Source organism: Streptomyces sp. NPDC006372 (genome assembly GCF_040612515.1).
In the GTDB taxonomy this organism is placed as follows: Bacteria; Actinomycetota; Actinomycetes; order Streptomycetales; family Streptomycetaceae; genus Streptomyces.
The window spans coordinates 102,897-120,879 of record NZ_JBEXQJ010000028.1 but is presented as its reverse complement, the minus strand read 5'-3'; the positions used below and the strand labels follow the sequence as shown (position 1 = coordinate 120,879).

Below are 17,983 nucleotides of genomic sequence, written 5' to 3'. Positions count from 1 at the left end.
GTCCTCGGAACGGCGCGATGGACTCGGACACCGACTAACCGTCCGTTGACGCGCCAACCGCTGCGGGCGGACACCCCCCGACACGTCCCCTTCCGTGACACGGCGGCTGCGGGCGCGTTCCCGCTTAGCTGCGGGCAGTCGTGCCGCTGGGGCGGCACGGGTGGGCGCAGCGGCACCCCGCTGCGCCGGGCTGCGTACCCACCCGACCCCAGCGAAGACGCCGAGTACCTCGAAGCGCCGAGCTGCGCGATGTCCCAGAGCCCCGCCATCAACGTTCCGCACCTGGCAAGAGGGCATGTCTCACACGGGGCGGTGGTTTCGCGGCGGCCGGTCGGGAACCTATCGTCAAGGTCATGTTCGCTGTCTACGCCGCCCGAATCGACCGCGACCAGCCGCTGTCCGGCCTGGAGTTGGGAGAGCGCCCGGCTCCCGAGTCTCGCCCCGGCTGGAGCACCGTCACGGTCAAGGCCGCCTCCCTCAACCATCACGACCTCTGGTCCCTGCGCGGCGTAGGCCTCGCGGAGGACAAGCTGCCGATGATCCTCGGCTGTGACGCCGCCGGTGTCGACGAGGACGGCAACGAGGTCGTCCTGCACTCCGTGATCGGACAGAGCGGGCACGGGGTCGGCCCCAAGGAGCCTCGTTCCATCCTCACGGAGCGGTACCAGGGCACGTTCGCGGAGCAGGTCGCCGTGCCGACGTGGAACATCCTGCCCAAGCCCAAGGAGCTCTCCTTCGAGGAGGCCGCCTGTCTGCCGACGGCGTGGCTGACCGCCTACCGGATGCTGTTCACCAACGCGGGTGTCCGCCCCGGCGACTCCGTGCTCGTGCAGGGCGCCGGCGGTGGTGTCGCCACGGCCGCGATCGTGCTGGGCAAGGCCGCCGGTCTTCGGGTCTTCGCCACCAGCCGGGACGAGGCCAAGCGGAAGCGGGCCGTGGAGCTGGGGGCCGTGGAGGCGCTGGAGTCCGGGGCGCGCCTGCCGCAGCGGGTCGACGCGGTGATCGAGACCGTCGGCGCTGCCACGTGGTCGCATTCGGTGAAGTCGCTGAAGCCCGGCGGCACGCTGGTGATTTCCGGTGCCACCAGCGGCGACCGGCCCTCGCACGCCGAGCTGACCCGGGTCTTCTTCCTCGAGCTCAAGATCGTGGGGTCCACGATGGGCACCAAGGACGAGCTGGAGGACCTGCTCTCGTTCTGTGCCGCCACCGGTGTGCGGCCGGTCATCGACGAGGTGCTGCCGATGGACCGGGCGCGTGAGGGCTTCGAACGGCTGGCTTCCGGTGAGCAGTTCGGGAAGGTCGTGCTGACGAATCCCTGAGTGAGTTTCGCGGCGGTTTGGTCGACGGTCGGTCCGTTCTCGGGCCGACCGTTTTGCATGTCAATCAGGGTTGACGAAAGTAGGGTGTCAACGTAGGTTGACGTCATGACCGAAGCAACCGATCTGGCCGAGCGTGCGGGTGACCGTGATCCACGGGTCGGCCTGCGGGCCGTCGCCGCGCTGCGCCGGCTGCTGGAACAGCTGGAATCCGTGCAGGTGCGCAACGCGCGCAACCACGGCTGGTCGTGGCAGGAGATCGCCACCGAACTCGGTGTGAGCAGGCAGGCCGTGCACAAGAAGTACGGGAGGCATTGATGTTCGAGCGCTTCACGAAAGACGCCCGGGACGTGGTGAAGAGCGCGTTCGCCCACGTGGAGGGGGACGGTGGTGGGCAGTGTGTGGAGCCGGAGCATCTGTTGCTCGCTCTCCTCGACCGTGAGGGCAGCCGGGGGTCCTTCGCGCTCACCGCCCTGGGGCTCGCTGAGCGGAAGGAGTCCGTGCGGGAGGCGCTGCGGGAGGCCCGGCGCCGTGCCGGTCTGTCGCAGGCCGAGGCTGACGCGCTCGCCGGGCTCGGGATCGACGTGGCGGAGATCGTGGCCCGGGTGGAGGAGGTGCACGGGGTCGGCGCCATGGCCGGTGACACGCAGGACAAGCGGTGGTGGTCGGGGCGGCCCTCCTTCGGGCGGGCCGCCAAGGGGGTGCTGGAGCAGTCCCTGCGGGTCGCCCTCGCCCAGCGGGACCGGCACATCGGTGACGAGCACATTCTGCTGGCGCTGACCGTGCGCCCCGGTGTGCCGGCCGAGGTCCTGGCCGACCACGGGGTGACGTACGAGTCCCTGACGCGGGTGCTGTACGGGGGTGGCGCGGCCAAGGCCGGGTGAGGGGGGCGTCCCGGCCGGTGCCCCCGGCCCGGCTACTCCCTGGGGACGCGCAGCAGCGCCCCTATGTGGGCCGCGGCGGTCGAGAGGTGGCGGCGGGCGTCGCGCAGCTGGCCGGGGGTGACGCCGTGGTCGCGGGCCGCGTCGCGGATGTCGTCCCGGAAGCGGTCGAGCAGGCGGTCCAGGTCGCGGGCGGGGTCTCCGGTCGAGTCGGTGGCGTCCTCGTGGGCCCAAGCCGGTTCGTAGGCGGCCGGGAAGTCCTCGGTGACGGGCTGTGAGGGCGTCGGCTGCGAGGCCGGCCTGCCGGTGCCCGGCCAGTCGAAACCGAAGTCCTTGCCGTAGTCCTTTCCGAACTCACCGACTTCCTTGGCGAGTTCGCTCAGGCCTTCACGTAGTCCCGTCGGCCAGTCGCCGCGCGTGAAGTGGTCCTGTACCTGGTCCTGGACCCGGCGGGCGATGCGCTGCACCTGCTCCTGTGCCTGGGCGCGAGCCTGTTCCTGGGCCTCCTTGGCCTGGCGGCGGGCGCGCTGGGCCTCCTCGCGGGCGCGGCGGCTCTCGTCCTTGGCACGCCTGGCCTGTTCCTTCCACTCCTGCCTGGCGCGCCGCATCTCCTCCTTCGCGATCCGCCAGGCCTCCTTGTCGCCGCGGTTCGCAAAGTCCCCGAGGGGGGTGTCCTCAGCTCCGCCGGATCCCGTGCCGGTGCCACGGCCGGCCTCGGTGGCCGCCGCGCGCATCTCGCGGCGCAGGTCGCCGGCGGCCCCGCGGACGTCGGCGCGGATCTCCGCGGCCAGTTCGGCGACGGACTCCCGGATCTCCAGCTCCAGGTCGGCCAGCTCGCCGCTGCGGTCGGCCAGTTCGGCGCGGCCGGCGTCCGTGATCGAGTAGACCTTGCGGCCGCCCTCGGTGGTGTGTGTGACCAGGCCCTCGGCCTCCAGCTTGGCCAGGCGCGGGTAGACCGTGCCCGCCGACGGTGCGTACAGCCCCTGGAAGCGCTCCTCCAGAAGGCGGATCACCTCATAGCCGTGTCGCGGGGCCTCGTCCAGCAGCTTCAGCAGGTAGAGGCGGAGGCGGCCGTGGGCGAAGACGGGGGGCATGTCAGAGCACCTTCTTGTCGGTCGTGCCGTCGGCCGGGACGCTGGTGGCGTCGGCGCCCCGGTCGGAGACGGAATTGTCTCCCGAACCGGCCTGCGGATCGTCGGCCGGGCCGGTCGGTGAACCGCCGGTGCCGGGCCGCGGGTCCTCCCGCGGTTCGTCGCCCTCGTCCTCGGCGGCGGGGCGGCGCAGCAGGGCGATGGAGCCGGAGACGGTGGTGGCCCGCAGTGTGCCGTTGCCCGCGCCGAGGCGTCCCGTGATCTTGTGGGCGCCCCACTGGCCGTGCACCCGAAGATCGTCGAAAGCGTTGGTCACGGCGCCGCTCGCCGTGTTGGCCTCGACCTCCGCGTCCGCCGGGTACGGCAGCCGGATGGCGATCTCGCCCGAGACGCTGGTCAGCCGCACGTCCGTGGGGCCGTCCGGGTCGAGGTCGACGATCATGGAGCCGCTCACCGACTCGGCCCGCACGGAGGAGCCGGAGCCCTCGACGACCGTGAGGTCGCCGGAGACGGAGTTGAACCGCAGGTCGCCGGTCACGTGCTGGGCCTCCACGCTTCCCGAGACCGTGTCGGCGCGGACCGGGCCGGAGAGTCCCACGAGGGTCGTGTCCCCGGTGACCCCCTTGACGGCCGAGGACCCCTCGATCCCGGAGACCACCGCGGCCGCGCCCACCACGCCGACCTCGACCCGCGTACCGGCCGGGACGGCCAGCGAGACCACCGCGCTGCGGCGCCAGCCTCTGCGGTCCAGCCACTTGAGGAAGCCCTTCCAGGGCAGGTCCTCGTAAGCCACCGTCAGGGTGCCGTCCTGCTGGGTCACCGCCAGGGGCGGCCCTTCGATCTCGGAGACCTCGAGACGGGCGGGACCCTCGTCCGTGCCCACCACGTTCACCGTTCCGTTGACCAGGCGCACGTGGAGGTCGATCACCGGCTCGTCGAAGGTGAGCTTCCTAGGCTCCGTGACGGACCACTCGGACATGATGCGGACCTCCCCGATTCGACGCGCCATATCGCGTCTCTCTTCATTCACGATATGTCGTGGTCGAGGAAAGTCAAGACACTTGTGCCGGGCCGCGCCCGGGTCCCGCGCTCCGCCGCGCATCTCCTGAGCGCTTCCGTTCAGCTCACCCGCGCCAGGCGCCGGCGACGACTGGAGCATGCCGGCGGTCCTCGCGCACATGGGCGTACCGTTGCCCCCCCGAACTCACCCCGGACGACCCCTCACCCGGGTGGCGGCGCATTTCCGCAGGGCAGCGGGGTGACAGCACGCGGCTCGTGACTCGCCGCTCGTGACTCGCGGCTCGTGGGCTCATGGCGATGTCGGAGGACGACAGTCGGCCCGCCTCCTGCCTGGGCGGCCGAACAGGTCGGGTCGGGCGTCCCGGAGCCCGGCAGTCGGCGAGTGCCGTGAGTGTCGGGCCGCCGAGAGCCCGCCCGGAACGTCACGCGATGCCGGCCGGGGTGCGTCCATGAGAAACACCGCGACCGGCTCGACCCCTACTCGTCGTCCTCGTCGTCCAGCCGCGCCAGCCACGTGGCCAGACGCTCCACGGGCACCTCGAAGTCCGGGTTGAGATCGACGAACGTCCGCAGCTGCTCGGCGAGCCACTCGAAGGTGACCTCCTCCTCGCCGCGTCGCTTCTCGAGTTCCTCGATGCCTCGGTCGGTGAAGTACACGGATGCTCTCCTGGGGCTGGGCCTGAGGCCGCGGGTCGTACCTCTCCAGGTTATGCGGCCCCGAGCGGTGCCCTTACTGTGCGGTTTCCCCTCCTCGCGCGTGTGCCGGCGGGCACAATGTCCGGGGACACGGCGGCACGTCGGCGAGGCCGGGCCGCACCCGGGACGCGCCGGAACACGGGGGAGACATGGAGCGCAGGGTCCAGGAGATCGAACTGCCCGGCGGGCAGACCGTGCTCGCCAGGGTGAGCGTGCTCCGGCCCGAGGAGGTTCCGGGCGATCCGGACGACTTCGGGTACGAGGACGTGGGCGCCCTCGACCACCTCTCCGCCCGCATCGACCAGCTGAACGAACTGGTCGGCGGAGTCGGCTCCGCCGTACGGGAGGCGGCCCGCGCGGTACAGCCCGACGAAATCAGCGCCACGTTCGGCGTCGAACTCGCGGTGAAGCCCGGCAAGGCCGTCGCCGTGCTCGCGGACGGCGAGGCGAAGGCGGCGATCTCGGTCACGCTGACCTGGCACATGGGGACCTCCTCCGGCACCTCCGGCGACGGGGCCGCCGGCCCGGCCCCGAACACCCCCACGACCCCGGCGAACGGGGACAGCGGCGCTGCATGACCGAGGCGAAGCTCGGCACGCTCGCGGGTCGGGCCACCGTGTGGGTCGGGCCCGACGACGGGTCCGGAACCCAGTGGGGCAGTGCCTTCTTCCTGACCCCCCAGTGGCTGCTGAGCTGCGCCCACGTGCTCCTCAAGGACCGCGGGCCCGGAGATCCGGGCGTCGTCCGCTTCACCGGCCTGGAGACCCAGGGGCGGGCCCGGCTGGCGTACTGGGTGGGCGGGGGCGCGGACCCCGAGCAGGACCTCGTGCTGTTACGGACGATGGGCGGGTTCAGGTCCCGCTACTGCGTCCGGCTGACCGACCGCATCGACACACCGCACCGGGTCACGGTCCATGGCTGGTACGTACCCCGCAAGGACGCTCCGCCCCGCGACTGGAGCGGGCGGTGCCAGGTCAACGGCACGGACGGCCCGTACGGCCTGGTGCTCGGGCCGGAGGCGGAGATCCCGCACGGCGCCTCCGGGGGGCCCGTCCTGGACCGGGACCGGGGAGTCGTCGTCGGCGTCGTCAAGGCCCGCAGAAAGGCCAAGGACGGCGGTCTCGCCATCGGCGCCTCGGCGCTGCGGGTCTTCGACGCGGCCATCGCCGCGGACGGCGCAGGAGACCTCGGCAGCGACCCCTACCGCGAACTCGTCCGCGCCCACGACCAGTGGCACGCGGAACAACTGGAATCGGGCACCTCCTGGGTGGCCGCGCAGGAGAAGGTGTGCGGTTCCCGGGACGGGCAGTGGACCCCGAAGGACAGCGCGACCGCGTCCGCCCTGCTCGCGGAGCTCCCGCCACCACGCTCCGCCACCGAACTCGTCTCCGTCATCGGGCAGGTCCTCGACGAGGAGGAACCCCTGTGGCCGGGCTCGGTGCCGCCGCGCGACTGGCGTGACGGACACGGCTGGCTGTACGAGAGCGCCGACGGGGAGGACATCGCGTTCCTGCACTACCTGACACTGGTCGCACAGCGCCACGGCTGGGAACGGCCCGCCCAGGCGAAGGCCCTGCACCGGTGGGCGCGGCAGCGGGCACGGCGGCTGCCGGCCAGCCACCGGGCGCTGCTCGACCGGACCAGGCCGGGCAGGCCGCAGCGAACCGGCGACGACGGCGAGGGCCCCGTCGTCGCGGTCGAACTCCTCCCGGACATGTACCAGCCGCGCGACCGCTTCCACTGGCGGATATGGACCTGGCGCAGCGGCACGGCACAGCCCCAGCCGGGCCGCGTGAGCGCCGTGGAGGACGGCGTGCCGCTCGCCCGCCTCCCGGGCGAACTCTGCGGCCCGCTCGGCGAGACGTTCTCCGAACTGGACGACGGACCGTGGCGGGCCCGGCTCGAAGTGGTGCTGCCGCCGGAGCACTTCGACATCGACATCCACCTCTGGCGCCCGGGCGTCGCCCGCAGCAGCCGTCCGCACCCCGCGGACCGGCTCTTCGGCGTGCACCGCCAGGTGGTCCTGCGCTGCCTGAGACGGCACGGGGAAAGCGCCGAGGAGTGGCACACCCGGTGGCGCACCGCCGTCGAGGACGGCCTGCACGCCCTCCCGCTCGGCCGCCACCGCGGCGACGGCAGCGGGCTGACCGAGACACCCCACGGCAGCGTCCTCGTGCTCTGCGGCACGGCGGCGGAGAGCACCGGGCCCCTCCAGGAGGCGATCGGCGCCGGCTACCCCATGGCCCTGTGGAGCCGCGACGCCCGCCACACCTACGGCTGTTCCGAAGACTGCGAGGAACTGCACCGGCAGGCGGCGAAACTGCTGCGCGACACGGAGGCCGGGGCGCTTCCCGAGGAGCTGCGGATGCTGCGCGAACGCATCAGCCAGGAGGATTCCGAGGCCTACTGGGCCGACCCCGTGGCCCTCATGTACGACGACCCGCGCAGACCCGTTCCCCAGCCCACGCACCGGCTCAACTCCCCCTGACCAGAAGGACCCACCGCCATGACCACGCCCGACTGGTTCGTCTATCGGGGGACCGGCGAGCCCCACGAGGGCATCGGCCGGCTGCCCGCCCCTCCGCCCTGGCGCGACTTCGACGGCGGTCCCGCCCTCGGCCAGCCACCGCCCCTGGGCACCGAGTCGACCCGCCGCCTCGGCAACCGCGGCGGGGACAGCGGGGACGGGGACCGTTCCCTCGGCTGGCGTCCGCAGGAACTCGAGCTGATCAACGCCGCCCTGTACCTGCGCCGCCCCCTGCTGGTCACCGGCGACCCGGGTTCCGGCAAGTCCACACTGGCCCACGCGATCGCCCACGAACTCGGCCTGGGCCGCGTCCTGCACTGGCCCATCGTCAGCCGGACCCAGCTGCGCGAGGGGCTCTACGCCTACGACGCGATCGCCCGTCTCCAGGACATGCAGCTGGCCCGGGAAGGCGGCCCGGACACCAGCGCCGACATCGGGCGCTACCTGCGCCTCGGCCCCCTGGGCACCGCCCTGCTCCCCTGGGAGCGGCCCCGGGTCCTGCTGGTCGACGAACTCGACAAGAGCGACATCGACCTGCCGAACGACCTGCTCAACGCCCTGGAGGAGGGCGAGTTCGCACTGCCCGAGCTGGAGCGCATCTCCGGCACCCAGGAGACGGTGGAGATCCTCAGCGACGACGGCGTCCGGGTCCCCGTCGAGCGGGGCCGCGTCCGGTGCCGTGCCTTTCCCGTGGTCGTCATGACCAGCAACGGCGAACGGGACTTCCCCGCCCCGCTGCTGCGCCGTTGCGTCCACCTCGACCTGCCCTCCCCGAAGAACGACGCCTGGGGAGCCGAACGCCTCGGCGCCATGGTGCGGGCCCACTTCGGCCCCGCCGCGTCGGCCGGATACGACGAGCTGATCCGGCAGTTCCTGAACAGCAGCCCCGGCTCACTGCGGGCCGCCGACCAGTTGCTGAACGCCATCTACCTCACGCAGTCCGCACTGCGCGACGACGAACCGGATCGGCACCGGCTCGCCGAGCTGCTGATGCGGCCCCTCGACCACGGCGGGGACGGGCCCCACCGATGACGACCGAGCCGGGCACGGCACTCACGGAACTCGTCGAGCGGCTGCGTGCGGTCGGCGCGCAGCCCTCACCCCGTGAACTCGCCGAGGCCCTGTGGCTCGCCCGCCACGTGACGCCCGCCGACACCCCGGAGCGGCGGCCGGCGCCGCCCCCCGGCCGCACGGAACACCCCGGCCCCTCACGCCCCGCTCCCGGCCGGCCGCACACCACCCCGCCGGCCGCCGCCGGGACCGGGCGACCGCCCCGCGACCCGGAACGCTCCCGGCTGTACCCGCGCACCGGTCGGGGCATGGGAACAGCGGCCGATCCGGGCTTCGTCGCCGTCCGGGTACCGGCCGCGACCGCGCTGCCCCACGCCCTGACCCTCCAGCGCGCCCTGCGCCCGCTCCAGCACTACTGCCCCCCGCTGTGGACCGGCGCCCGGCTCCTGGACGAACAGGCGACGGCCGAACGCGCCGCCGAGACCGGGCTGCTGCTGCCCGTGCTGCACACCACCGCCCGCCGCGAGGCCCGGCTGCAACTGCTGATGGACGCCTCCAGCTCGACCACGCTGTGGGACCGGGCGTTCGAGGAACTACGCCTGGTCTGCGCCGGACTGGGCGCCTTCCACGAGGTCACCGCGCACTACGTCCACGAGGGCGCGAACGGCCGCCTGCTCGTCGGCCCCGACCGCACGGGCGGCAAGCTCCGCCCCGCCGAACAACTGCGGGACCCGACCGGCCGGCAGCTCACCCTGCTGCTCAGCGACGCCGCCGGGCCCCTGTGGCGGGACGGCCGGCTGCAACGGCTGCTGCACCACTGGGGCCAGGCGGCGCCCGTGGCGCTGGTCCAGCCCCTGCCCCAGCGCATGTGGGCGGGCACTCATCTGCCCGCGCTGCCCGGCATGCTCCGACGGCGTGAAGGGCTGGGCGCGCACCTGGAGTTCACGCCCGCCCACGGCCCCGTCCCGCGGGGCGCCCTGCCCGTGCCGGTGCTGGCCCCCACCCGGGCCGGCCTCGGCACCTGGGCCCGCCTGCTGTCCGGCACGACGGGGCTCTCCCTGCCCGCCGCCGCGGCCTGGGCCCTGCCCGGCCAAACCTCTTCGGGCGCCGGAGCCGGACCGGCCGGGGCCTCACCCACCGCCCTGGTGCGCTCCTTCCGGCACACCGCGTCCCCCGAGGCCCAGAAGCTGGCCCTCGCCCTGGCCGCGGTGCCGCTCGTGCTGCCGGTGATGCAACTGGTCCAGCGGGCGCTCCTTCCGCACACCGGGCCGCAGACCCTCGCCGAGGTCGTCCTCAGCGGACTGCTCCGCCGGGGAGACCAGGAGGGCTGGTACGACTTCCTGCCCGGAGTACGGGACGTGCTGCTGCGCTCGCTGCCGATGGGGGACGCCCTGCTCGTCCTCAAGCACTGCGGTGAGTACGTGGAACGCCACTTCGGGCGTCGGGCCAGTAACTTCCCCGCGAGGGCGCTGGCCAGGCTGACCGGCGGAACCGGTCCGGCCGGCACCGACGCCGTCGCGCCGGAACTCCAGCCGTTCGCGGAGGTCTCCGACCTGGTCACGAGCCGGTACGCGGCGGCCGCGCCGCCGCGCCGGAAGTTCGCCGTGCTGTACTCGGGCCGCGACCGCGAATGGGCCGAGTGGGCCGAGAGCGTACTGGAGCCCACCGGGCATCTCGTGGAGGTCGAGAACTGGGACCCGGACGGTGCGGGGTCGGCCACCGCGCTCGACATCGCGTTGCGCGACCACGTCCGCGGGGGAGCGACGGTTGTCGTCGTCCTCGGCGAGGGCGGCGGGGACCAGCCGTGGTGGGCGCTGGGCCGCTGGGCCGCACGGCATCCCGACCGGATCGTCCCGCTCCTCGCGGCCATGCGTGGCACGCCTCAGGCGATCGAGCCGCTGAAGCCGATCCGACTGAGCGGGGCCTACCGCCGGACGCTCGCGCGGCTGCTCCTCGCCCAGCTGTCCCTCGCGGATCCCCTGCCCGAACCCGCCGTCTGGGAGGGGGTCCCCGACCCCGCGCCGCTCCCCCGGGAACGCGACGACCTTCTGCACGCCCTGCGCGAGAAGCTCACGGCGGCCGGGGAGAACGATGCCGCCTGCCTGATCTTCGGTGAACCGGGGGTCGGGAAGACGCAACTCGCCGCCGCCTACGCGCACGTGCACCGCTTCGACTACGACCTCGTGTGGTGGGTCGACGCCCGGTTCCCCGAGGGGCTGCGGGCGCGTCTGGCGGAACTGGCCCGTGGGGCGGGAGAGCAGGAGGCGTCGGCCCACTGGAGCCGGCTCGTCGTCCTCGACGGCTGGGACGAACCGGAGGCCGCGGACGACGTGCTGAACTCGCTGCCCGACGCCCACGTCGTCATCACCTCCGGCGATGACCGCTGGCGTCGGAGGCTCGGGCTCGGTGTCATCTGGGTCTCGCCGTGGTGGCGGACCTCCGAAGCCAGTGGGGACGCGGCGGCACTGACCCGGCGCGGCACCGTGCGGATCGAGCGTGACGACGGGGGCGGTCCCCGGCCTTTCGGGGCCGGCTTCTTCGTCGCACCCGGGCGGGTCGTCACCTGTGCGCACGTCGTGACGCCGAGCGGCGCCGCACGTCCTGGCGTCAGCATCGTCACTTGGGACGGCAGGCGCTTCGACGCCGAGCGAGCCGACGCGTTGAACAACCCCGGGGACGGTTTGGCCGTCCTGAAGGTCCCGGACGCGACCGACGCCGAGTGTCTCTGGATCAGCGATCTTCCCCCGCACACGCATGACGAGGTCGTGATGCTCAACTCGGCCTTGGGGGGAGTCGAGGAAGGACACTTCATCCGGGCCGTGATGACCGACAGACACCGGGAGCGTCCGAACGAGTGGCTCCTGGGACTGTCCGGCCAGGTGTTGAGCGCCGGGAGTTCGGGCAGTCCGGTCGTCGACCTGCGGGAAGGCGCCGTCGTCGGAGTCGTCAGCGGTGTCGTCAGGAGACCCGACGGGGACACGGACGGTGTCGCGCTGGAGATCTCCGCCCTGCACGATGTGCGCCCCGGCGGCATCGCGGACGAGATCATCCGCGCTCACGACGGCTACCACCTGGCCTGGCACCACGATCCGAGCCGGGAAGCGTCCTCCTGGATCGACGTGCACACGCGCTCCATGCGCGGCGCCGGACAGGAGCGGTTGCCGCTGCTGCGAGCCGAACTGTACGCCCTACTGGCCGAGTTGGGCCCTCTGTTCCGGCCCGAGGACAAGGCGGCCCTCGCGGGCACCCACCGACTGGAGCCCTTCACCCCACGGATGCTCCGCGAAGGCGCCGGAGCCGCCGTACTGAATGCCGAGCGGGAGGCGGGCCTGCTGCCCCTCCTGGAATACGCGGCCCATGTGTGGCGGCTCGGGCACGAGCGGCGAAGCCGGGAACCCGCCGTCGACCGGCTCCGCGACTGGATCCACACGACCGCAGGTACGGACCTCGACGCCGTGACGCGCCGCAGGACAGCGGCCCTGCTCCGCGAGCCGCGCCCGGAGCCCGACATCCCCCAGGTCCGTGTGGTCGTGGAGGTGTACCCGGCGCCCTGGCAGACCGGGTCGTACCAGTGGCGGGTCGCGCGCCGGCTCGACAACGGTGACTTCATGCCCCTGGCCGAGGACACCTCCAGCGTGCCGCGCGGACGGTTGTGGGAGACGATCCGGCCCTACGTGCTGTCGGCCGTCCGGGTGGGCGGCGTGCCCACGGTCCAGTTCTCGCTGCCCCCCGGCCTGCTGGACGAGCCGGTCGACCGGTGGCCCGTCGGCCCCGGCCCCCGCGACGGCCTGCTCGGCGACCACAGCCACGTAGTCGTCCGCGTTCCGGAGGGGCGCGGTAACAGCCTGCCCCTGCGGGACTGGCGGACACGATGGGCGGGCGTCACCGGGAGACGACTGTTCCCGGTGCCGCTGGTCCCGCTGCTGTCCGGGCCCTCGGCAGACTGGGGCACCCTGCGCACCATGCTCGAGCAAGCCCCGAGCACCGCCGTGCCCGTGTACTGCCGGCACCCGGAGTCGGCCCCCGGGCTCCGGGCCATGGGGGCGGCACTGGCCGCCGGCTACCCCGTGGTGCTCTGGAGCCGGGGAGCGGACCACTCGGACTGCGGCGAGTTCTACGAGCGTGCCTCCGACCTCGTGCGCGAGGCCGGCACCCTGCGACACCTGTTCGACCGGGTACGGGACCTGCGGCTGCGCACCGCTGATCCCGACGCCGTCGGCTCGGACACCGTGTGGGCCCGCAATCTGGCGTTGGTCTACGACCCGCCGGACGTCCACCCACTGCCGCACGTGCTCGATGCGCCCTGAAACGGGACCGGCCCCACCGCCTCGGCGAACGAGGCGATGGGGCCGGACCTTTCCACGAGCCGATGCTCAGAGGCTCACGCCTCGAACACCTCACGCACCAACTGCTCCTGCTCGGCCTGGTGCCGCTTCGCGGAACCCACCGCCGGGGACGAGGAGTGCGGACGCGAGATGCGGCGCAGGCGCTCGCCGTGCGGGACGTCCGCGCCGACCGCCAGGTCCAGGTGGTCGATCAGGTTGAGGGCGATGAACGGCCAGGCACCCTGGTTCGCCGGCTCCTCCTGCGCCCACAGGTACTTCTCGGCGTTTGGGTACTTCTTGATCTCCGCCTGGAGCTCGGTACCCGGCAGCGGGTACAGGCGCTCGATGCGGATGATCGCCGTGTCCGTGACGCCGCGCTTCTGGCGCTCGGCCTCCAGGTCGTAGTAGACCTTGCCGGCGCAGAAGACGACCTTCTTGACCGCGGCCGGGTCCACCGACGCGTCGCCGATGACCGGCTGGAACTGGCCCGTCGTGAACTCCTCCGCCTTCGCCGCCGCCGCCTTCAGGCGCAGCATCGACTTCGGCGTGAAGACCACCAGCGGCTTGTGGTGCGGGTTGTGCACCTGCCACCGCAGGAGGTGGAAGTAGTTCGACGGCGAGGTCGGCGTGGCGACCGTCATGTTGTTCTGGGCGCAGAGCTGCAGGAACCGCTCCGGGCGGGCCGAGGAGTGGTCCGGGCCCTGGCCCTCGTAGCCGTGCGGCAGGAGCAGGACGACGCCGGACGTCTGCGCCCACTTCTGCTCGGCCGACGAGATGAACTCGTCCACGACCGTCTGGGCGCCGTTGACGAAGTCGCCGAACTGCGCCTCCCACATCACGAGCGCGTTCGGGCGGGCCAGCGAGTAGCCGTACTCGAAGCCCATCGCCGCGTACTCGGAGAGGAGGGAGTTGTAGACGTTCAGCCGCGCCTGGTCCTCGGAGAGGTACTGCAGCGGCGTGTACTCGTCGCCCGTGGTGCGGTCGATGATGACCGCGTGGCGCTGGCCGAACGTACCGCGCTGCGAGTCCTGGCCCGCGAGGCGGACCGGGACGCCCTCCAGCAGGAGGGAGCCGATCGCGAGGGTCTCGCCCATGCCCCAGTCGATGGTGCCGTCCTCGACCATCGCCGCCCGGCGCTGCAGCTGCGGCAGCAGACGCGGGTGGACGGTGATGTGGTCGGGGATGTTGACCTGGGACTCGGCGATCCGCTTGACGACCTCCGAGGTGACCGCGGTGTTCACGGCGACCGGGAACTCGGCCTGCGGGTCGGAGGGCTCGACGGCGGCCGGCTGCGAGGTGGCCTCGCGGACCTCCGTGAAGACCTTCTCCAGCTGGCCCTGGTAGTCCTGCAGCGCCTGCTCGGCCTCTTCCAGGGTGATGTCGCCGCGACCGATGAGGGACTCGGTGTACAGCTTGCGCACCGAGCGCTTCTTGTCGATCAGGTCGTACATCAGCGGCTGGGTGAAGGCCGGGTTGTCCGACTCGTTGTGACCGCGGCGGCGGTAGCAGATGAGGTCGATCACCACGTCCTTGTTGAAGGCCTGGCGGAACTCGAAGGCCAGGCGCGCGACGCGGACCACGGCCTCCGGGTCGTCGCCGTTCACGTGGAAGATCGGGGCCTCGATCATGCGGGCCACGTCCGTCGCGTACATGGAGGAACGCGAGGACTCGGGGGCCGCGGTGAAGCCGACCTGGTTGTTGATGACCACGTGGACCGTGCCGCCGGTGCGGTAGCCGCGCAGCTGCGACATGTTCAGGGTCTCGGCCACCACGCCCTGGCCCGCGAAGGCCGCGTCGCCGTGGATCGCCACCGGCAGGACCGTGAAGTCCGTGCCGCCCTTGTTGATGATGTCCTGCTTGGCGCGGGCGATGCCCTCCAGGATCGGGTCGACCGCCTCCAGGTGGGAGGGGTTGGCGGCCAGCGAGACCTTGATCTGCTCGCCGTCCAGGCCCGTGAAGGTGCCCTCGGCGCCCAGGTGGTACTTCACGTCGCCGGAGCCGTGCATCGACTTCGGGTCGAGGTTGCCCTCGAACTCGCGGAAGATCTGCGCGTACGACTTGCCGACGATGTTGGCGAGGACGTTCAGGCGGCCGCGGTGGGCCATGCCGATGACGACCTCGTCCAGACGGGACTCGGCGGCCGAGTCCAGCACCGCGTCGAGCAGCGGGATGACGGACTCGCCGCCCTCCAGGCTGAAGCGCTTCTGGCCGACGTACTTCGTCTGCAGGAAGGTCTCGAAGGCCTCCGCCGCGTTCAGCCGGCGCAGGATGCGCAGCTGCTCCTCGCGCTCCGGCTTGGTGTGGGGGCGCTCGATGCGGTCCTGGATCCACTTGCGCTGCTTGGGGTCCTGGATGTGCATGAACTCGATGCCGGTGGTGCGGCAGTACGAGTCGCGCAGCACGCCGAGGATGTCGCGCAGCTTCATCAGGGACTTGCCGGAGAAGCCGCCGACGGCGAACTCGCGCTCCAGGTCCCACAGGGTGAGGCCGTGCTCGGTGATGTCCAGGTCGGGGTGCTTGCGCTGCTGGTACTCCAGCGGGTCGGTGTCGGCCATGACGTGGCCGCGGACCCGGTAGGAGTGGATCAGCTCGAAGACGCGGGCGGCCTTCGTGACGTCGTCGTCGTGGCTGGCGTCGATGTCCTTGAGCCAGCGGACCGGCTCGTAGGGGATGCGCAGCGCCTCGAAGATCTCGTCGTAGAAGTTGTTCTCGCCGAGCAGGAGGTTCGCGACCTGGCGCAGGAACTCGCCGGAGGCGGCGCCCTGGATCACCCGGTGGTCGTAGGTCGACGTGAGCGTCATGACCTTGGAGACGCCGAGCTTGTTCAGGGTGTCCTGGGAGGTGCCCTGGAACTCCGCCGGGTAGTCCATGGAGCCGACGCCCATGATCACGGACTGGCCGGGCATCAGGCGGGGCACGGAGTGGACCGTGCCGAGACCGCCCGGGTTGGTCAGGGAGACCGTGACACCGGAGAAGTCGTCCATCGTCAGCTTGCCGTCGCGGGCGCGGCGGACGATGTCCTCGTAGGCCTGCCAGAACTCGAAGAAGTTCAGCGTCTCGGCCTTCTTGATCGCCGCGACGACCAGCTGGCGGTCGCCGTTCGGCTTGACCAGGTCGATGGCGAGACCGAGGTTGACGTGGTCCGGCTTGACCAGGGTGGGCTTGCCGTCCACCTTCGCGAACGAGTAGTTCATCGCCGGCATCGCCTTGATGGCCTGGACCATCGCGTAGCCGATCAGGTGCGTGAAGGAGATCTTCCCGCCGCGCGCCCGCTTCAGGTGGTTGTTGATGACGATGCGGTTGTCGAACAGCAGCTTCACCGGGACCGCGCGCACGGACGTGGCCGTGGGCAGCTCCAGGGAGGCGTCCATGTTCTTCGCGACCGCGGCGGCGGGGCCGCGCAGCACGACCTGCTCGGGGCCCGAGGGGGCCGCGCCGTCGGACTCGGCCTTCGGCTTCGCGGCGGCGGCCGGCTTGGCAGCGGCCGGCTTGGCGGCCGGGGCGGCCTTCGCCGGAGCGGGAGCCTGGGCCGGGGCCTGCCCGGCGGGCTTCGCCTGGGCGGGAGCCGGCGCGGCGGCCGCGGGCTTCGGGGCGGCCTGAGCGGGGGCCGCGGGCTGTGCGGGGGCGGCCTGGGCCGCCGGCTGAGCGGTGGTGGTCCCCGCGGCCCCCGCGGCCGCGGTACCCGCCGGAGCCGAGGCGGCGGCCGCCCCAGGCTTGTAGTCGGCGAAGAAGTCCCACCAGGCTCGGTCTACCGAATTCGGGTCCTGGAGGTACTGCTGATAGATCTCGTCGACGAGCCACTCGTTGGCACCGAACGACGCAGCGGGGTTCTTCCCTGCTTGGTCGGTGTCGGTCGAGATGCTCGAGTTACTGGGGGACTGTGGCGACACGGCGGCAACCGCCCTCTTCCGCTTCACAAGATGATGGACAGCGGGAATCAAGGCTACGCCTCCCGGACCGGGAAGGTCAGGTCGGGCCCGCGCAACGTCGTGCAAGTCACATCTTGGAGCGTGTTTCGGGGCTTGAAATGGCGGGAAACAAGCGTGGTTCCGCTTCAGGAGGGAAGAGCCGGGTACGGCCCCACACGCCGATGGCGCGGGCCTGTGCCTGATCACACGTGTCCGTCAGTGCGGACGCCCGTGGATCTTGTGGCTCCACTTCGAACTTTACGTCAACTTGGCACAGAAGGAAGTCCCGGAAGAGTGACAAGAATCCGGCAACCTCGCTCGGATTCGGCCACTCCGATCCGCCCGCCGTGCAGATCCACCGCCCAGCGCGCGATGGCGAGACCGAGCCCCGTGCCACCGTCGCTGCCGGCCCCGTGCGCCCGCTTGGCGCTGCCGCGATTGAACCGTTCGAAGACACGGTGCCACTCGGACTTCGGAATGCCGGGCCCCTCGTCCAGGACCTCCAGCTCCAGCGACTCCGGCAGCACACCGCGCCGCGCCTTGACCGTCACACGGCCGTGCGGCGGGCTGTGCTTGACCGCGTTGTCGATGAGATTCGCCACGACCTGGTGGATGCGCTCCGGGTCGGCGTGCGCGGTCAACTCCGGCGGGGAGACGTCGAGGTGCAGATGGACGTCCGTACGCGTGTGACTGCCCGAGCCGGTGGCGATGCCCGCGCGCACGGAGGCGACCATGTTGGCCTCCTTCAGCACGCCGGACAGGTACGGCCACACCTCGAAGCGCCGCTGTTTCAGCGGTACGACGCCGTTGTCCAGGCGTGACAGGTCCAGCAGCGTCTCCACCAGCCGGCCGAGCCGCTCGGTCTGCTTCAGGGCCGTGCGCATCGTCTCCGGGTCGGCCTGAGTGACGCCGTCGACGATGTTCTCCAGCACCGCGCGCAGCCCCGCGATGGGAGTGCGCAGCTCGTGCGAGACGTTCGCCACCAGCTCCTTGCGCTGGCGGTCCTGCGCCTCCAGCTCGTCGGCCATGGCGTTGATCGTCACGGCCAGGTCGCCCAGCTCGTCACGGCGGTTCTCCCGCACCCGGCGGGTGTAGTCGCCCTGCGAGATGGAGCGGGCCACGGCCGTCATCTCGTCCAGCGGCGCGGTGAGCGAATGGGCCACGAACTGCGTGATGAGGAGTGTGGCGATCATCGAGAAGACCGTGGT

Annotated in this window: 12 protein-coding genes; 7 read left to right on the top strand and 5 right to left on the bottom strand. The window is 71.9% G+C overall.

Going from position 1 to position 17,983, the window contains the following annotated elements; all coding sequences use genetic code 11:
• The first annotated feature begins 353 nt into the window (after positions 1–353).
• The 3 genes from ABZ016_RS31900 (at position 354) to ABZ016_RS31890 (ending at position 2,200) form a co-directional block, all read left to right on the top strand.
• Positions 354–1,319 carry a zinc-binding dehydrogenase gene (locus tag ABZ016_RS31900; RefSeq protein WP_356920166.1) on the top strand — a complete coding sequence of 322 codons (966 nt, stop codon included), beginning with the start codon at positions 354–356 and terminating at the stop codon, positions 1,317–1,319.
• A gap of 105 nt (positions 1,320–1,424) precedes the next feature.
• The gene (locus tag ABZ016_RS31895; protein WP_356920165.1) at positions 1,425–1,634 is read left to right on the top strand and encodes an HTH domain-containing protein; all 210 of its coding nucleotides are present in this window, start codon (positions 1,425–1,427) and stop codon (positions 1,632–1,634) included.
• A complete protein-coding gene (locus ABZ016_RS31890) occupies positions 1,634–2,200 on the top strand; it encodes a Clp protease N-terminal domain-containing protein (RefSeq protein ID WP_356920164.1) in 567 nt (188 codons plus the stop codon). The genes ABZ016_RS31895 and ABZ016_RS31890 overlap by 1 nt, the downstream gene beginning before the upstream one ends.
• A gap of 32 nt (positions 2,201–2,232) precedes the next feature.
• On the opposite strand, the gene ABZ016_RS31885 is transcribed toward ABZ016_RS31890, so the two are convergent.
• From ABZ016_RS31885 to ABZ016_RS31875, 3 genes are all read right to left on the bottom strand, one after another.
• Positions 2,233–3,291 carry a PadR family transcriptional regulator gene (locus tag ABZ016_RS31885; protein WP_356920163.1) on the bottom strand — a complete coding sequence of 353 codons (1,059 nt, stop codon included), beginning with the start codon at positions 3,289–3,291 and terminating at the stop codon, positions 2,233–2,235.
• A 1-nt stretch (position 3,292) separates the two neighbouring features.
• On the bottom strand, positions 3,293–4,267 hold the full coding sequence (locus ABZ016_RS31880; RefSeq protein WP_356920162.1) for a DUF4097 family beta strand repeat-containing protein: 975 nt from the start codon (positions 4,265–4,267) through the stop codon (positions 3,293–3,295).
• A gap of 518 nt (positions 4,268–4,785) precedes the next feature.
• Entirely contained in the window at positions 4,786–4,965 is a 180-nt protein-coding gene (locus tag ABZ016_RS31875) for a DUF6104 family protein (protein ID WP_003992906.1), read from the bottom strand.
• A 188-nt stretch (positions 4,966–5,153) separates the two neighbouring features.
• Here ABZ016_RS31875 and ABZ016_RS31870 point away from each other — a divergent pair, with 188 nt between their 5' ends.
• The 4 genes from ABZ016_RS31870 to ABZ016_RS31855 are packed head-to-tail and all read left to right on the top strand — an operon-like array spanning position 5,154 to position 12,849.
• A complete protein-coding gene (locus ABZ016_RS31870; RefSeq protein WP_356920161.1) occupies positions 5,154–5,582 on the top strand; it encodes a CU044_2847 family protein in 429 nt (142 codons plus the stop codon).
• Positions 5,579–7,492, top strand: coding sequence for a trypsin-like peptidase domain-containing protein (locus ABZ016_RS31865; RefSeq protein WP_356920160.1), 1,914 nt, complete (start codon positions 5,579–5,581; stop codon positions 7,490–7,492). The genes ABZ016_RS31870 and ABZ016_RS31865 overlap by 4 nt, the downstream gene beginning before the upstream one ends.
• An 18-nt stretch (positions 7,493–7,510) precedes the next feature.
• Complete coding sequence (locus ABZ016_RS31860; protein WP_356920159.1) at positions 7,511–8,563, top strand: MoxR family ATPase; 1,053 nt, start codon at positions 7,511–7,513, stop codon at positions 8,561–8,563.
• Positions 8,560–12,849: an SAV_2336 N-terminal domain-related protein gene (locus tag ABZ016_RS31855; RefSeq protein ID WP_356920158.1), complete on the top strand. Its 4,290-nt coding sequence runs from the start codon at positions 8,560–8,562 to the stop codon at positions 12,847–12,849. The genes ABZ016_RS31860 and ABZ016_RS31855 overlap by 4 nt, the downstream gene beginning before the upstream one ends.
• 74 nt (positions 12,850–12,923) lie before the next feature.
• On the opposite strand, the gene ABZ016_RS31850 is transcribed toward ABZ016_RS31855, so the two are convergent.
• Positions 12,924–16,757 carry a multifunctional oxoglutarate decarboxylase/oxoglutarate dehydrogenase thiamine pyrophosphate-binding subunit/dihydrolipoyllysine-residue succinyltransferase subunit gene (locus ABZ016_RS31850; protein ID WP_356920157.1) on the bottom strand — a complete coding sequence of 1,278 codons (3,834 nt, stop codon included), beginning with the start codon at positions 16,755–16,757 and terminating at the stop codon, positions 12,924–12,926.
• A 281-nt stretch (positions 16,758–17,038) separates the two neighbouring features.
• The coding region (locus tag ABZ016_RS31845) for an ATP-binding protein (RefSeq protein WP_356920156.1) at positions 17,039–17,983 on the bottom strand (945 nt) is incomplete at its 5' end.